The sequence below is a fragment of the Candidatus Pantoea deserta genome, from assembly GCF_003813865.1.
Taxonomy (GTDB): domain Bacteria; phylum Pseudomonadota; class Gammaproteobacteria; order Enterobacterales; family Enterobacteriaceae; genus Pantoea; species Pantoea deserta.
This window is the reverse complement of record NZ_RMVG01000014.1, coordinates 41400-56919: the sequence shown is the minus strand read 5'-3', so window position 1 is coordinate 56919 and position 15520 is coordinate 41400. Positions and strand designations below refer to the sequence as shown.

Sequence of the window (15520 nt, the reverse complement as noted above, 5' to 3'; positions counted from 1 at the left end):
TACTGAAAAATAACGGCGATGCCTGAGGCAGACAGCTTATTTTGCGTTTTATTTAAGCATGGCTGTAAATAAATTATTAACGCAAATCGGGTTAGCTGGCAGGAAACGGGAGTGAGAATAACAAAGCCGCAGCGCTAATGGCTGCGGCTTGCGGCGGGCGGCGGCGATTACGCCGCAATCTGCTCCATGGCCTGTAGAATACGCTTATCCGACACCGGATAAGGCGTGCCAAGCTGCTGCGCGAAGTAGCTGATGCGTAGCTCCTCGATCATCCAGCGGATGTCGCGCACTGCTTCGTCATCCTGACGCTGCGGCGGCAGTTTATTGCGCCAGGCCTGCCAGGCCTGCTCTACCGCCTGCACCTTAAGCATACGGGCGCGATCGCTGTGGGGATCGGCCGGAAGCTTTTCCAGTCGGCGCTCGATGCCGTGCAGATAGCGCAGCGTGTCGCCCAGGTGCTTCCAGCCGTTGCCGGTCACAAAACCGCGATAAACCAGTCCGCTCATCTGCGCCTTGATGTCTGACAGCGCCAGCGCCATGGTCATATCGACGCGCCCTTTCAGCCGCTTGTTGATGTTAAACACGGCGGTCAGGATCTGCTCCACCTGCCTGGCTATCTCTACCACGGTATCGTTCAGCTCGGCTCGCACCTTCTCGTGCAGCTGCTCGAAATTCTCCTGCTGCCAGGCCGGGCCGCCCGCCTCCGCCATCAGCTTATCCACTCCGCAGGCGATGCAGTCGTCAATCAGCTCCAGCACCTTGCCGTAAGGATTAAAGTAGAGTCCCAGCTTGGCTTTATTCGGCAGCTTCTCATGCAGATATTTAATCGGCGAAGGAATATTCAGCAGCAGCAGGCGACGCTGGCCGCGCCACATCATTTTTTGCTGCTCCTGCTCGCTGTCGAACAGGCGAATCGCCACGCTCTCTTTCTCATCCACCAGCGCAGGCCAGGCTTTTACCTGATAGCCGCCGCGCTTCTGTTCATAGCTGCGCGGCAGATCGCCGAAGCTCCAGAGATGCAGGCCGCTCTGCTCCAGCCCGTCATCGGCGACTTTCGACAGCGTCTCCTGCACTTTATTCTTCAGCGCGGCCTTCAGAGCGCTGAGATCTTTGCCTTCTTTTAGCTTGCGGTTGTGCTCGTCTACCACGCGGAACGTCATTTTCAGATGATCGGGCACCTGTTCCCACTGCCAGTTTTCCCGCTCCAGCATCACGCCGGTCATACGGCGAAACTCTTTCGCCAGCGCGTCAGGCAGCGGCATCTCCATCGCGGTGACGCGGCCGAGGAAAGCGTCGGCGTAGTTGGGCGCAGGCACCAGATTGCGCCGCAGCGGCTTCGGCAGCGACTTGATCAGTGCGATAATCAGTTCGCGCCGCACGCCGGGGATCTGCCATTCAAAGCCCTGGTCCTCTACCTGATTCAGCAGCGGCAGCGGGATATGCACCGTAACGCCGTCGGCGTCCGCGCCAGGCTCAAACTGATAGCTGAGCTTCAGCTTGAGATTGCCCTGATGCCAGAAGTTAGGGTAATCCAGCTGGCTGACCTTATCCGCGCCCTCTTTAATCAGCATCTGCTTATCAAAGTTGAGCAGATCAGGATTTTCCCGGCTCGCCAGCTTCCACCAGCTGTCAAAATGCTTCGCCGACACCACTTCCTGACCGATGCGTCGATCGTAGAAGCCGAACAGGGTTTCATCGTCCACCAGGATGTCGCGGCGGCGCGATTTATGCTCCAGGTCTTCGACTTCGCTGCGCAGCTTCTGGTTATTGCGGAAGAAGGCATGACGCGTCTGCCAGTCGCCCTCGACCAGCGCATGACGAATAAACAGCTCGCGGCTCAGCGTGGGATCGATACGGCCATAGTTCACCTTGCGCGCGGTGACAATCGGCAAACCGTACAGCGTCACTTTCTCCTGCGCCATCACCGCGCCCTGACTTTTCTCCCAGTGCGGCTCGCTGTAGCTGCGCTTGATCAAGTGCTGCGCCAGCGGCTCGATCCACTCTGGATCGATACGCGCCGCAATCCGCCCCCACAGGCGGCTGGTTTCCACCAGTTCCGCCACCATGGTCCACTTCGGCGGCTTTTTAAACAGACCGGAGCCTGGGAAAATGGCGAAGCGGGCGTTGCGCGCCCCGGTAAACTCCTGCTTTTCAGCGTCCTTGATGCCGATATGCGACAGCAGGCCGGTCAGCAGCGCGCAGTGCACCTCGCGGAAACCTGCCGGTTCGCTGTTCACCGGAATGCCCAGTTCGCGCACTACCTGGCGTAGCTGGGTATAAATGTCCTGCCATTCGCGCACGCGCAGATAGTTAAGAAAGTCTGCTTTGCACTGGCGGCGGAACTGATTGCCCGACAGCGCTTTCTGCTGCTCGCCGAGGTAGTTCCAGAGATTCACAAACGCCAGGAAGTCCGACTCTTTATCAGCGAACCGGCGATGCTTCTCATCAGCAGCCTGCTGCTTCTCGACTGGACGTTCGCGCGGGTCCTGGATGGAGAGCGCCGCGGTGATAATCATCACTTCCCGCACGCAGCCGAATTTCTGCGCCTCCAGCACCATACGCGCCAGGCGGGGATCGACCGGCAGCTGCGCCAGCTGACGGCCGGAACCGGTCAGCCTGTAGTGGCCGGTCTCCTCATTCAGCGTTAACGCCCCCAGCTCCTCCAGCAGGCGCACGCCATCCTGGATATTGCGTTTATCGGGCGCTTCGACAAAGGGGAACGCGGCAATATCGCCCAGCCCCAGCGCGGTCATTTGCAGAATAACCGACGCCAGGTTGGTACGCAGAATTTCCGGATCGGTAAACGCCGGGCGGCTGAGGAAATCGTCCTCGGAGTAGAGACGAATACAGATACCTTCCGCCACGCGGCCGCAGCGGCCTTTACGCTGGTTGGCCGACGCCTGTGAAATCGGCTCGATCGGCAGACGCTGCACCTTGGTGCGGTAGCTGTAGCGGCTGATGCGCGCGGTGCCGGGATCGATAACGTATTTAATGCCCGGTACGGTCAGCGAGGTTTCCGCGACGTTGGTCGCCAGCACGATGCGGCGGCCGCTGTGCGACTGAAACACCCGGTTCTGCTCGGCATTCGACAGCCGCGCATAGAGCGGCAGTATCTCCGTATGCGGCAGATCGCGCTTCATCAGCGCATCAGCGGTGTCGCGAATTTCACGTTCGCCGCTCATAAAGATCAGAATATCGCCGCGCCCCTCTTCGCCTAGCTCATCTACCGCATCGAAAATCGCCTGTAGCTGATCGCGCTCGCTGTCGTCGGCATCCTCAACCACGGGACGGTAGCGCACCTCAACCGGCCAGGTGCGGCCTGATACTTCGATTACCGGCGCGTTATGGAAATGACGCGAGAAGCGCTGCGGATCGATGGTCGCCGAGGTGATAATCACTTTCAGATCGGGACGACGCGGCAACAGTTCGCGCAGATAGCCCAGCAGAAAATCGATATTCAGGCTGCGCTCGTGCGCCTCATCGATAATGATGGTGTCATATTGCAGCAGCAGGCGATCCTGCTGAATTTCCGCCAGCAGGATACCGTCGGTCATCAGCTTAACCTGGGTGTTGTCGCTGACCTGATCGTTAAAGCGCACCTTATAGCCGATACAGCCGCCGAGCGACGTATCCAGCTCTTCGGCGATGCGGTTGGCGACGGTGCGCGCGGCCAGACGGCGCGGCTGAGTATGGCCAATCAACCCTTTCACGCCGCGTCCCAGCGCCAGGCAGATTTTCGGCAGCTGCGTGGTTTTCCCTGATCCGGTTTCACCGGCAACGATCACCACCTGATGATCGCGGATCGCTTCGGCAATCTGCTGCTGCTTCTGACTGACCGGCAGATTATCGGGAAAGGTAATTTTCGGCGTTGACGCCGCGCGCGCCGCGACGCGCTGCTCCGCGGCGGCGATCTGCTCGCTGATTTCAGCCGCGACGCCCTGCTGCGCCGCAGGCTCCTTTATTTTGCTCGCTCCGCGCAGGCGGCGCTGAAGACGCTGGCGATCGCGCAGCATCAGATTGTTGAGTCGCGGCCACAGCGGCGCTAAGGGAGAGGAAACCGGTGATGACATAGTAATGGAGTACCTTCTCAGACGGAGCCGCTGCCTGATGCAGCGTCCGATAGCCGGGTTAACTGGCTGAAACTAAAATTTTATCGCGAAAGAATAACACATTTTGACCCATACAGCTGCGCCTTCCATGCCATGCTTGTTCAAGAAATTCGAACATCGCTCTCGAAATATTGCGCTTTTACCGTGCCGTTAATGACCGTAGAGTGTAACCCATTGAGCGGGCAGCCTTCCGCGTAACATACAGGAAACAGCAATGAGCAAAGTATTAGTTCTGAAATCCAGCATTCTGGCTGGTTACTCACAGTCAAGCCAGCTGGCCGACTTCTACGTTGATGAAGCGAAAGCCAAAGGCGATCAGGTTACCGTTCGCGATCTGGCGGCCAATCCGATTCCGGTACTGGATGGCGAGCTGGTCGGCGCGCTGCGCCCGTCCGACGCGCCGCTGACGCCGCGTCAGCAGGAAGCGCTGGACCTGTCCAACGCGCTGATTGAAGAGCTTCAGGCGCATGACGTGGTCGTGATTGCCGCGCCGATGTACAACTTCAATATCCCGACTCAGCTGAAAAACTATTTTGACCTGGTTGCGCGCGCTGGCGTCACCTTCCGCTACACCGAAGCAGGCCCGGAAGGTCTGGTAAAAGGCAAGCGTGCGGTGATCCTCTCCAGCCGCGGCGGTATTCATAAAGATACCCCAAGCGACCTGCTGACCCCTTACGTAAAGCTGTTCCTCGGCTTTATCGGTATTACCGATGTGAACTTTGTCTTTGCCGAAGGTATCGCCTACGGCCCGGAAGTGGCGACTAAAGCCACTGACGACGCGAAAAACGCTATCAGGCAGATTGTTGCCGCCTAATCATTATTATTATCTGTGTGTTTCGATTGCCAGGCATGACGCCTGGCTTTTTTATTTCTGCATCCACAGACCGTTAAGGCCGCGCACATACTCGCCTGCGCCCGCCCGCTCAACCAGCTTCGCTCCGGCAATACGCGCCACCTCTTCGGTGGTGAGATGGTTTTCTTGCGCAATGCGCTGATATTCCGCGCTGCGGCCGTTATTAATGCGCTTCACCAGCGCCAGCGTTTCGTTGTCCTGCTGCCGCGCGGCAATATAGCCGCTAAAGGTCTCGCCGACGCGCCCCTGCTGGCGCGCCTCATTGAGCGTGAGCGCCATAGCCGGTTGCGCGCCAAATAGTATCAGCGCGGCGATAAAGCCTTTCCATTTCCCCTGCATCAAAACAGATCGCTCTGGCTTTTCAGCAGCGCCTCCACGTCTTTATCGACTTTGATATGAATTTCATGTTCGATGCGCACGTTCATATTGATGGTGATCGGCTGCTCTGGCGCGGCCACCTCGATGCGTGGCACACAGCCTGTCAGCGGCAGTCCGACTGCCAGCACCAGTAACGCCCTGAGGCTCATGGTCTTTGTTCCCTCTTGGTCGGCAGAGTGGCGTTCTGTTCCACCCAGGATTGCAAATTATCGCCAAAGCGCAGGCTGCGCCAAAGCTGAAACAGATTCTGCTGATGGTGATAGTTGAGATTGACGGTCTGCTGGCGGTTGCTGAAGCGGCTGGCGCCCTGCACCTGCGCCTGCATAGTGAGATTGCCGAGGTTATCCAGATCGAGCGTGGCCCACGAGCGGGAAATCTCCATGTAGCGCAGCCAGCTTATTGCCGCGCCGGCCGCGACGTTGCCCGCAGCGATAGCGTCAGCCATATCTTTGTCCATGCGGAAGGTCAGCGGCCCGCTGTTGGCGATCCAGCCGTTTTGCACCAGCCAGCGGGCGTTATTCACCCACAGCGGCAGTTCGCCGTTGACCTTGCCCGACATAGCGAACTGCTTCGGTTTTAACGCCGTCACCAGCTTGCTGAGACTGATGTCGCGCAGCCTGAGCTTCGCCGCCTCGTGCTGAGGCAGTCGCAGCGCAGGCAGCGACACCTCGCCGCCCAGCAGATCCAGACTGACATTCTGCAAGGTCAGCGGCTGCGCCTCATGCCAGGGATAATAGCCTTGCAAATCGGCGCGAATATTCTGCATCGCGAACTGGTTGGTGATTTCACCAATGCGCAGCGATACCGGTCCCCGCACGCCCAGCTGCCACTGCTGCTCTTTCAGGCGGAACGGCAGGGAAAAGTCGAGGTCGTTGATCTGATTGTCCGGCATCCACAGGCTGCCCTTTGTCACCGCCCAGTGGCCTCCCGCGCTAAAGCCCTCGCGCGCCGCCGCAGAAAACGCCACCTGCGCGCGCAGCTCTCCCGCGCGGATCTTCATTTTCAGATCGGGTTTCAGTAGCGGCTGGAACACCGTTAACGACTGCGTCGGCCACCAGGCCTCGCCGCGCAGCCGCTGGCCGTCCCAGCGGCCATGCACGCGCAGTGGACCAATCGCCTGCGCCTGTAACTGACCGCGCCAGATAAAGTGGCTGGGGTCCTGACCTTTCGCCTCAAAGCGGAGTGATGAGGCAGGCAGCCGTCCGCCAAAATCAAATTGCGTCTCCCCGGCATCTATGCGGAAACCGCCAGTAAAGGCCGCCTGATGCGCATCGCGCTGCCAGTTAACCGGGGCGCTGAGCGTCAGGCGCGGCTTCGCTACCTCTGCCATGCCGTACTGCATGCGATCGAAACGGGCATCAAGGCGGTCCAGATGGATAAGCGTATCGCGCCAGCCGCCTGCTCCCTGAAGGGTCCAGGCGGCGCTAAGGGGCAGCATGTCGCCCGCCCCCCAGTAGCGCCACTGCCACTCGCCCTTATCTGGCCAGAAATCGGCGGCATGACCGTCCAGGTGCAGCCTGAACTGGCCGAAGCTGGGATCGCGCGCCCGCAGGATCGCCTGTAAACGCCCGTTTATCCCCTGCGACGCAAGACGCACCCCCGCCAGCGGCCAGCGCGCCTCTTCCACCTCCAGCGTCGACAGCAGGCGACCGCGCAGACGCAGCAGCGCGCCCGGCTGAAATTTCAGCTGCGGATCGAGCAGCGGCCCGCTGAGATAGCCCGGCAACGAGGCGTAAAGCTGCATTGACGCCAGCTTGCTTTCCCCGGTCAGGCGCAGCGGGAGCGCGCTGTCGCCCATGCTCAGCCTGCCCGGCCCAATACTCAACACCGCGTTGCCTTTGCCGCCGCGTCCCTGCGTCAACACGTTAAGGCGTCCGGTAATTTGCATCTCTTCCAGACCCTGCTGCCAGTGATCCAGCGTCAGATCGAGAAAGCCGGCAACGGTCTGACTGCCGGTCGGCCAACGATAGCGGCCTTTGAGAATGCGGATCTGCTGCGCATCCACCTGCCACGGCAGCGCCAGCAGCGGCTGGCCGTCGCCGGTGGTGTACACATCCAGTTGTCCCTGCTGCTGTTGCCACGCCAGCGCCAGGCGCAGCGGCTGGCCGGCGTATTGCAGGTTGCCCTCCAGCCTGCCGCTCACCGGCAGACCGTCAGCAAATTCCGGCAGCCTGAACGCTCCCTCAAGCGTAAAGGGTTGCGGCAGCGCCGCATGGCGCAGCCTGAGCTGGGCGACGTTAAGCTGCTGCCCATGCAGACTGGCGTCAATCTCAAGGTTATCGCCGCGATAGCGCAGCGTCTGTTGGTCTGGGGAGAGCGCCAGATCAACGCGGCCGGCATAGGGTTGCCAGGGAGAGACGCTGAGGCGTTCGATATGAATGTCCGCCCCTGGCAGCATCTGCTGCCAGGCTGCCAGACTTCGGGGCGTGCCGGGCTGCTCGCTGTGCGGCAGCTGTTGCAGACAGTCGCTGTTAAGCGCGACCTGCCGCGCGCTCAGCTGCCAGCGCTTCCTCTCTCTGCCAAAGGTCGCCTGCTCTACGCTGGCCAGCACGCACTCACCGGCGAGATAGCGAACCTGAGGAAACCAGATCCCGCCGTTGCGCCAGCGCGGCGCGCCGTCAACAACGATGCGTGTCTCCGCCGGAAGCCAGATTCCGGCCAGGCGCGGCAGCCAGTGCGTCAGCGTAAGCAACAGCCCCAGCACCAGTAGTGTCAGCGCCAGTAATGCAGCGAGTAGTCGACGGAGGCGTCGCGGCATGGCAGCAATTTTCCTTTTCCTGACAGAATCCTGACAATGATGATGGCACGTAATCCGTCAGAGTTGAAGGCGCACCGTCAGCGGCAGCAAAATCATGCATAAACCGTTATGCTGTTGGGATACCCGTATGCAGGAGCGTAACGATGAAGATCGCGGTTTACAGCACTAAACACTATGACCAGAAGTATCTGGACCACGTTAATGAAAGCTACCGTTTCGACCTGGTCTATTTTGACTTTTTGCTGACGGAGGCGACGGCAAAAAACGCCGTTGACTGTGACGCCGTCTGTATTTTCGTTAACGACGACGGCAGCCGCCCGGTGCTGGAAGAGCTGGCCGCGCTTGGGGTGAAATATATCGCGCTGCGCTGCGCCGGATTCAACAACGTTGATTTAGCCGCAGCGGCAGAACTGGGCCTGAAGGTGGTGCGCGTGCCCGCCTATTCGCCGGAAGCCGTGGCGGAACACGCCGTCGGCCTGATGATGACGCTTAACCGCCGCATTCATCGCGCCTATCAGCGCACGCGTGACGCCAATTTTTCGCTCGACGGGCTGACGGGTTTTAATATGCACGGCAAAACGGCGGGCGTGGTTGGCACCGGTAAAATCGGCATCGCGACGATGCGCATCCTGAAAGGCTTCGGCATGCGTCTGCTGGCGTTCGATCCCTACCCGGCCGCGCAGGCGTTGGAGCTGGGCGCCGAATATGTGGATTTGAAAACGCTGTTTGCCGAGTCGGACGTGATTAGCCTGCACTGTCCGCTAACGGCTGAGAATCATCATATGCTCAACGCAGCCGCCTTTAGCCAGATGAAAGACGGCGTGATGATTATCAATACCAGCCGCGGCGGACTGATCGATTCTCAGGCGGCGATTGAGGCGCTGAAGCAGCAGAAAATCGGTTCGCTCGGCATGGATGTTTACGAGAACGAGCGCGATCTCTTTTTTGAAGATAAGTCCAACGACGTCATTCAGGACGACGTATTTCGTCGCCTGTCAGCCTGTCATAACGTGCTGTTTACCGGCCACCAGGCGTTTCTGACGGCCGAAGCCTTAACGGCGATTTCGGAAACCACCCTGTCTAACCTGAACCAGCTTGAACACGGCGAGCAGTGTCCGAATCAGCTGACGGTACAGAGTTAGCGGGCGCAGTTACCGCCGATAAGCGCCTGCTCGTCGCAGCGGCGTCCGTTGGCCAGCTGGCACATGCCGACGCGTGTGCCATCCAGCTGATGAGAAAAGGCCAGGGTGCCGCCTGCGCCGGCGCAGTTGCTTTCTGCTAAAGAAGACATCACCACATGCGGCTGGATATGGGCTGCGGTGGCCTGTTGCGGTGGTTCGTTATCGCTGCTGCTGCTGCATGCGGAGAGCAGCAGCGCGGCACCGGCCAGCAGAAAGGTGGCTGCTTTCATCAGTCGGACTCCGGAAAAATTAGGGGTTAGAGGCCGGTCAAGCATAAGACAGGCGCAGCAGGCGGTCGATAGGCGACACAGGTTTTTACAAAATTTTCCCTGCTCGATTGCAAGCAGAATTATCCTGTTTAATACCTTTATCTTTGCTATTCATGCACAAACCTGCTGTCAGGAGCGTCAAATGGTGACGGTCGATTTACTTATCCGCATTGTGCTGGCTGGCGTACTGGGCGGTCTGATCGGCCTGGAACGGCAAATGCGCGCTAAAGAGGCGGGACTGCGCACTCATATTCTGGTGGGCATCGGCAGCGCCATGTTTATGGTGGTGTCGAAATATGGCTTTGCGGATATGCTGAGCAGCGATCACGTTGCCCTCGATCCCAGCCGTATCGCCGCGCAGGTGGTAAGCGGCATGGGTTTTCTCGGCGCGGGAACCATTATCATCCAGAAACAGGTGGTGAAAGGGTTAACCACCGCCGCGGGATTATGGGTCACGGCGGCCATTGGTCTGGTGATCGGCAGCGGCATGTACGAAATCGGTCTTTATGGCACGGTGCTGGCCTTGCTAGTGCTGGAGACCTTCCGCCGTATCAGCCATCTGCTGATCGGCAAACAGCATACGCTGCTGGTTAATTTGAAGCCGAAGAGCGTGCCGCTGGTATTGCTGGTTCTGCAACGCGAGCGGATTCGCTACGGGCATATCGCGGTAGTGAATCGCGATCCTGAAAGCGGTTTGTGCGAACTGAGCGTTGAAGTGACGTTGTCACGAAGAGCGTCAACTGGACAACTGTATGAAAAGGTGATGGAAGTTAAAGGCGTCTCGTCACTGGAAATGATGTGATGCGCTGGGGCGTTAACCCATAACAAATTGATCTAACGCAATTATTCCGGGCTATCCCCTCTGCGTCATTGAAAGTCGGTTAAGAAACACAGCGCTATAGTTGTTGTCGAGGAAACACCTCACCACACAAGTACGGCTGTTGATTCACTTAACCGACTTTCGGTAACGCTCCACTACAGGAGCGTTTTTTATTTCTACTCTCTACACCCCTTGCATCCAACGCAGCCTTTGCGTTCCAGCGGCCTGTCTGGCTGAAGGTCGTCGCGCATACGGCGCAGAAGCGTGACCGAGACTCCGCCGACACCGACAATGGCGAACAGATACATCAGCGCTGAAGTGGGATGCTGCGCGAAGGTGCCGGCCTGATAGACCAGCGTCGCCGCCGCGTAAGCGACCCCCGTCCCCCAGAACAGTGAAAACCACATCCACTTGCGACCCGCTTCTTTCGCCAGGGCGCCCATGACGGACGCACAGGGCATATAGAGCAGCACGAAAACCAGGTAGCTGTAGGCCGCCAGCGGACTGCCGAACATCGACTGCATCATGCCCAGCGCCCCCTCGCTCATTTCGCCATCTCCTTTACTGGCTTCCACCGGATTAATCAGCGCCTGCGGACTGAACGCATCCTTGAGATTTTGCCAGGTCTCATTCAGCGCAGCGCTTAACACGGACAGCAGGCTCTGCGGCGGCGCGTCGTCGTCAGCCTGCTGCGGCTCTGCCTGATAGAGTGCGTTCAGCGTCCCCACCACGCTCTCTTTTGCCATCGCGCCCGTCACCAGCCCCACCGTGGCCTGCCAGTTATCGGCGCGAATGCCGAGCGGGGTAAACAGCGGCGTGATATAGCGGCTGGCGGAAGCCAGTACCGAGTCGTCAACGCGCTGGGCGACCTCGCCTTTAATGGTCAGGCCCGACAGCAGAGTGATCACCACGCAGGCGCTGACAATCACCACGCCCGCGCGGATCACAAAGGCATGCAGCCTGAACCAGGTTTGCAGCAGCAGGCTGCGCATCACCGGCACATGCCAGAGCGGCAGCTCCATAATGGCGCGCGAAGAGGCGCCGTTCAGCAAGGTATGCTTCAGCACCAGTCCGGTAAATACGGCGACCGCAATGCCCAGCAGATAAAGTGAAAAGGTGAGCGTCGCGCCGGCGTTGCCAAAAAACGCCGTGGCGAAAACAGCAAATATCGCCAGCCTGGCCCCACAGGACATAAAAGGAGCCATCAGCATCGTCAGTATTCTTTCCCTTTCGGTCTCCAGGGTGCGCGCGCCCATCACGGCAGGCACGTTGCAGCCAAAGCCGACGATCAGCGGCACAAAGGATTTGCCCGGCAGGCCAAGCCAGCGCATCAGTCTGTCGACCACAAAGGCAGCGCGCGCCATATAGCCCGACTCTTCCAGCACCGTCAGAAAAAAGAACATCAGCGCCAGCTGGGGCACCAGCGGCAGTACGGTAGTGATGCCGCCGCCGATGCCCTGCGCCAGAAATGAGGTGAGCCAGTCCGGGCAGTGCAGCGCCGCGCAAAGCCGGGCGACGCCGTCAACAAACAGCGCCGTCGATCCCTGCTCAAACAGGGGCTGTAGCGCGCCGCCGATGTTAATGGATACGTAGAACATCAGGTACATCACCCCCAGAAACAGGGGAAAGCCGAGCCATCGGTCAAGAAACAGCGCGTCCAGCACGCGCGTCAGCCGATGAGCGGTATGAGACGTCTGGTCACAGGCGATCTGACTAATATGGTCAATGCGCGCCAGACGCGCTTCATGGCTGGTCTCGCTACGGTTAAGATGCAGCCTGCCTGCCGGCGCGCTGACAGCCCGATCGATGGCGTCCAGCAGTGCGTCTAAGCCTTCTGACGTGGAAGCCGACATCAGGACGACCGGGCAGCCTAACTGTTCGGCCAGGGCGTCAACATTTACCTTAACGCCGCACTCTCTTGCCACATCGGCCATGTTTAGCACCAGGATCACCGGCAGATTAAGCTCGCGCAGTTGCAGGGTCAGCCAGAGACTCTTTTCCAGACTGGATGCGTCGACCACATTGACGATGACGTCCGCCTGACCGCTCATCACATAGTGACAGGTGACGCGTTCGTCGGCGGATAACCCGTCTTCGGCATGCACCGCCTCCAGCGAGTAAATGCCCGGCAGATCGATCAGGGTAACGGCGGCATGAGCGGTAGTGAAGGAACCCTGCTTACGCTCTACGGTCACGCCCGGCCAGTTGCCGGTACGCTGGCGCAGGCCGGTCAGCAGGTTGAATAAGGTGGTTTTGCCCGCGTTTGGATTACCGACCAGCACGGCATTGCGTGTTTTCATACCCCCTCGCCTCCGTTGACGGCTTTAAGACGCAGCATAGCGAGTTCCGATTTGCGCAGCGCATAGCTGGTGCGACGAATACGGACTTCAGCCGGATCGCCCAGCGGGGCGAGTCGAACGATTTCAATAAGCGCGCCGGGCACCAGTCCCAGCGAGAAAAGTTTACGGCTGAATACCGGTGAAACGTCGTCCCGATACCCCTCAATGCGCCACTGGCTGCCAGGTTTTATCAGCATGATCTCTTCTCCGATGTTGAAATGCCGCAACTATGCGAGTGCGAACAATTCTCGTTATTGATTTAGATCGCGTTAATGGCGAGACAGGGGAAAAAGTGCGGCTGGGTTTAGTCAGGGTTGATGCAGCGCCAGCCTCTCACCGGCATTGTTAGGTCTCTGTTGAGGCAAGCGGCGGGAAAATTATCCTGACTGCTATCACCGGAATCCTCTTATGCTGAAACCTTGTGTGCTTCTTATCGCTCTGCTGCTCTCTGGCTGCGCGGTAACGCCGCATCACCAGGTGAAAAATCCTGATGCGCCGCCGGAGTGCAGGTCGCACGACAGCGAAATAGACTGTATCTGGAACGACGTACCCGATAGCCCATACGATCTGTCCCTGGCGGGATAGCGCAGGCGGGTCTTAGCGCCCTTCATTGCCCGCCCCGTTCCCGTTTAGCTCCCGCTTCAGACGCCGTGCGGCCACTGCCCGCGCCAGTGATCCCTGTAGAAGGCATCGGCCAGCCCGCCTTTCGGCATGCCTGCAACCTCTCTGTCAGGTTTACGCCTGTTTGCCTGATTCCAGCACCGCTCAGCGGCGGAATAAACTGAGCAGAAAACGCATAAAAACAGAGCGAAAAAACGCTGGCGGCGTGACAGAAAAAACACGCTGTTTACGCGCTGGAAATGGACCTCCCTGCTATTCTGATGCCCTCGCCTGGTTAAACCTCGAAATAAAATTCTGCTGAATCAGCGCATTAAAAATATTTTAAATGATCGTTTCCTTTTTCCAGTTTGGCTGCCAGACTGTAAGGGATAAAAAAATAGTACACAATTAAATTGCGGGCGACTTTAATTACAAAAGCCCTGATTTCTTACACAGCAATAACAACATCAGGGAACCTGATATGCATTTCCTCAGAAATTTCACTATCCGACGGGTTGTACAGGCTATTTTGCTTGCCGCTCTGCTTGTCGTCGCGCTGGCTGGCACTTACGGTTCAGTTATTTTGCATGACCTGCACCAGCGGGCCGAGGGAAGAGACGCCCTGAACGCGCAGCTTATTTTTCTGGCGCGAGCCGGGAGTGTGATGACTTCCGGGTCGGCCGACGAAAAAGCGGCGCTGCATACGGAGATCCCCGCCGGCGCTGGCTGGGCGCGCTTTAATGACGCCCTGAGCGAAACGCCCGCCCTTTTCTCTTCCGCAGCAAACGAGCGGCTTGGCTGGCTTCAGCATCAGCTCGCATCAGACGAAGCGGCCACGGCCAGCGATCGTTATCGTCTGGAGATCGCCTTTTTTACCGCCGCGCTGATGACGCTGGCGCTACTGCTCTTCTGCGATCGCTTTCTTGTGACTCATCTGGTTAAACCGCTTGGCGCACTGCGCGAACACTTCAGGGGCATAGCCGCAGGCGATCTCTCCCGCGAGCCGCAGGAATCTGGCCGCAACTGCGTCGGTCAGCTCATTCCGCTGGTCAGGCTTATGCAGCAAAGTCTGCTGACTACCGTTGAGTCAGTGCATAGCAATACCCGCGTTCTGCGTCAGGAAGCCGCAGACATTGCCGCCGGCAATAGCGACCTGTCCGATCGCACCACCCGTCAGGCCGCGGCGCTTGAACAGACCGCAGCCAGCATGGAAGAGCTGACCGCCACGGTTAAGAACAACGCCCTGAGCGCCAGGGAAGGGCGCGAGCTTGCAGAGGCGACCGCGCAGACGACGCAGCAAGGAGAGCAACTGGTTCACTCTGTTTCTACGCTGATGCACGATATTGCCGCAGAAGCCGAAAAAATCCGGCAGTTCACGGCCACGGTCAACAATATCGCGTTCCAGACCAATATTCTGGCCCTGAACGCAGCCGTTGAGGCGGCGCGAGCGGGTGAACAGGGACGCGGCTTCGCTGTCGTCGCCGCTGAGGTGCGCACCCTCGCCCAGCGAAGCGCCGCCGCAGCGAAAGAGATTGAAGGCCTGATTAGCGGCGCGGTGGCGCGCGTGCAGGAAGGCGCTGCGGTTGTCGGGCAAGCTGGCGACACCATGGGCAGCGTAACGACGCGCGTTTCTGCCGTTAACGATCTGATTGGCCAAATTGCGCTGGCCTCAGAGGAACAGAGTAAAGGGATTTCTCAGGTCACGCTGGCTATCGCCGATCTGGACCGCGTCACCCAACAAAACGCCTCGCTCGTCCAGCAGGTCACGGTCTCTGCAGGCAGCCTGAACGGGCGAACGGAAACCCTGGCCGCGGCTATCAGTCACTTTAAAACCTCAGCCGCTCTGACCGATGCAGATACTCTCGCCGTGAGTCGCGCCCACGTTTTTGCAGCGCCACGAGCGGCTGAACCTGTTATCTGACAGGTGATACCCCTTCAGGACCGGCGCAGGCTGGCCGTTTTGCCGCGTCAGCGCCTGCGGCAAAACGGCCCCTGTTCGCAGACCACCGGGATCGGCGGGTTAGCAGGCGTGACCAATAGCCTCCTCTTCGATCCGGGAGCAAAATAGCTGTAGGGGAAAAAACGCCAGGGTAATAGTCCGCAGGCATAGCAGCCTGTACTAAATATCTTGCTCAGTGAGTAGCGAGAATTTATTCCTGAATGATGCATAAGGACAGCGAAAATAGTTTCCTGACGAAATGATTCAGCGCCTT

At 58.9% G+C, this 15520-nt stretch carries 12 protein-coding genes; 5 read left to right on the top strand and 7 right to left on the bottom strand.

What is annotated here, in order from left to right:
- Window positions 1-167: 167 nt before the first annotated feature.
- Window positions 168-4070: an ATP-dependent RNA helicase HrpA gene (gene hrpA, locus BBB56_RS16620; protein ID WP_123802050.1), complete on the bottom strand. Its 3903-nt coding sequence runs from the start codon at window positions 4068-4070 to the stop codon at window positions 168-170.
- Window positions 4071-4323: 253 nt separating this feature from the next.
- Here hrpA and BBB56_RS16615 point away from each other — a divergent pair, with 253 nt between their 5' ends.
- Window positions 4324-4923: an FMN-dependent NADH-azoreductase gene (locus tag BBB56_RS16615; RefSeq protein WP_123802049.1), complete on the top strand. Its 600-nt coding sequence runs from the start codon at window positions 4324-4326 to the stop codon at window positions 4921-4923.
- A 51-nt stretch (window positions 4924-4974) separates the two neighbouring features.
- Here the strand turns inward: BBB56_RS16615 and BBB56_RS16610 are convergent, their stop codons facing one another.
- From BBB56_RS16610 to BBB56_RS16600, 3 genes are read right to left on the bottom strand one after another with little or no spacing between them, the layout of a single operon-like run.
- Complete coding sequence (locus BBB56_RS16610) at window positions 4975-5301, bottom strand: YdbL family probable chaperone protein (RefSeq protein ID WP_123802048.1); 327 nt, start codon at window positions 5299-5301, stop codon at window positions 4975-4977.
- Entirely contained in the window at window positions 5301-5489 is a 189-nt protein-coding gene (locus BBB56_RS16605) for a YnbE family lipoprotein (protein WP_123802047.1), read from the bottom strand. The genes BBB56_RS16610 and BBB56_RS16605 overlap by 1 nt, the downstream gene beginning before the upstream one ends.
- A complete protein-coding gene (locus tag BBB56_RS16600) occupies window positions 5486-8098 on the bottom strand; it encodes a YdbH family protein (RefSeq protein WP_123802046.1) in 2613 nt (870 codons plus the stop codon). Before BBB56_RS16600 ends, BBB56_RS16605 begins: the two co-directional genes overlap by 4 nt.
- 143 nt (window positions 8099-8241) lie before the next feature.
- Here BBB56_RS16600 and BBB56_RS16595 point away from each other — a divergent pair, with 143 nt between their 5' ends.
- The gene (locus BBB56_RS16595) at window positions 8242-9240 is read left to right on the top strand and encodes a 2-hydroxyacid dehydrogenase (protein WP_123802045.1); all 999 of its coding nucleotides are present in this window, start codon (window positions 8242-8244) and stop codon (window positions 9238-9240) included.
- Here BBB56_RS16595 and BBB56_RS16590 read toward each other — a convergent pair.
- Window positions 9237-9509: a putative hemolysin gene (locus BBB56_RS16590; RefSeq protein WP_123802044.1), complete on the bottom strand. Its 273-nt coding sequence runs from the start codon at window positions 9507-9509 to the stop codon at window positions 9237-9239. The two genes, BBB56_RS16595 and BBB56_RS16590, sit on opposite strands and share 4 nt — an antisense overlap.
- A 184-nt stretch (window positions 9510-9693) precedes the next feature.
- Here BBB56_RS16590 and BBB56_RS16585 point away from each other — a divergent pair, with 184 nt between their 5' ends.
- Window positions 9694-10350: an MgtC/SapB family protein gene (locus BBB56_RS16585; protein ID WP_123802125.1), complete on the top strand. Its 657-nt coding sequence runs from the start codon at window positions 9694-9696 to the stop codon at window positions 10348-10350.
- A gap of 194 nt (window positions 10351-10544) precedes the next feature.
- Here the strand turns inward: BBB56_RS16585 and feoB are convergent, their stop codons facing one another.
- On the bottom strand, window positions 10545-12668 hold the full coding sequence (gene feoB / locus BBB56_RS16580) for a Fe(2+) transporter permease subunit FeoB (protein WP_123802043.1): 2124 nt from the start codon (window positions 12666-12668) through the stop codon (window positions 10545-10547).
- Window positions 12665-12904, bottom strand: a complete 240-nt coding sequence (locus tag BBB56_RS16575) for a FeoA domain-containing protein (protein WP_123802042.1) — start codon at window positions 12902-12904, stop codon at window positions 12665-12667. Before BBB56_RS16575 ends, feoB begins: the two co-directional genes overlap by 4 nt.
- A gap of 211 nt (window positions 12905-13115) precedes the next feature.
- Here BBB56_RS16575 and BBB56_RS23520 point away from each other — a divergent pair, with 211 nt between their 5' ends.
- Together BBB56_RS23520 and BBB56_RS16570 are read left to right on the top strand one after the other, a co-directional pair.
- Entirely contained in the window at window positions 13116-13292 is a 177-nt protein-coding gene (locus BBB56_RS23520; protein WP_158673943.1) for a hypothetical protein, read from the top strand.
- 496 nt (window positions 13293-13788) lie between these two features.
- A complete protein-coding gene (locus BBB56_RS16570) occupies window positions 13789-15228 on the top strand; it encodes a methyl-accepting chemotaxis protein (RefSeq protein WP_123802041.1) in 1440 nt (479 codons plus the stop codon).
- Window positions 15229-15520: the final 292 nt, after the last annotated feature.

What these genes read in the sequence shown, in the direction of transcription:
- hrpA (WP_123802050.1), bottom strand. Translation starts at nt 4,070, where the DNA reads ATGTCATCACCGGTTTCCTCTCCCTTAGCGCCGCTGTGGCCGCGACTC.
- BBB56_RS16615 (WP_123802049.1), top strand. Translation starts at nt 4,324, where the DNA reads ATGAGCAAAGTATTAGTTCTGAAATCCAGCATTCTGGCTGGTTACTCA.
- BBB56_RS16610 (WP_123802048.1), bottom strand. Translation starts at nt 5,301, where the DNA reads ATGCAGGGGAAATGGAAAGGCTTTATCGCCGCGCTGATACTATTTGGC.
- BBB56_RS16605 (WP_123802047.1), bottom strand. Translation starts at nt 5,489, where the DNA reads ATGAGCCTCAGGGCGTTACTGGTGCTGGCAGTCGGACTGCCGCTGACA.
- BBB56_RS16600 (WP_123802046.1), bottom strand. Translation starts at nt 8,098, where the DNA reads ATGCCGCGACGCCTCCGTCGACTACTCGCTGCATTACTGGCGCTGACA.
- BBB56_RS16595 (WP_123802045.1), top strand. Translation starts at nt 8,242, where the DNA reads ATGAAGATCGCGGTTTACAGCACTAAACACTATGACCAGAAGTATCTG.
- BBB56_RS16590 (WP_123802044.1), bottom strand. Translation starts at nt 9,509, where the DNA reads ATGAAAGCAGCCACCTTTCTGCTGGCCGGTGCCGCGCTGCTGCTCTCC.
- feoB (WP_123802043.1), bottom strand. Translation starts at nt 12,668, where the DNA reads ATGAAAACACGCAATGCCGTGCTGGTCGGTAATCCAAACGCGGGCAAA.
- BBB56_RS16575 (WP_123802042.1), bottom strand. Translation starts at nt 12,904, where the DNA reads ATGCTGATAAAACCTGGCAGCCAGTGGCGCATTGAGGGGTATCGGGAC.
- BBB56_RS23520 (WP_158673943.1), top strand. Translation starts at nt 13,116, where the DNA reads ATGCTGAAACCTTGTGTGCTTCTTATCGCTCTGCTGCTCTCTGGCTGC.
- BBB56_RS16570 (WP_123802041.1), top strand. Translation starts at nt 13,789, where the DNA reads ATGCATTTCCTCAGAAATTTCACTATCCGACGGGTTGTACAGGCTATT.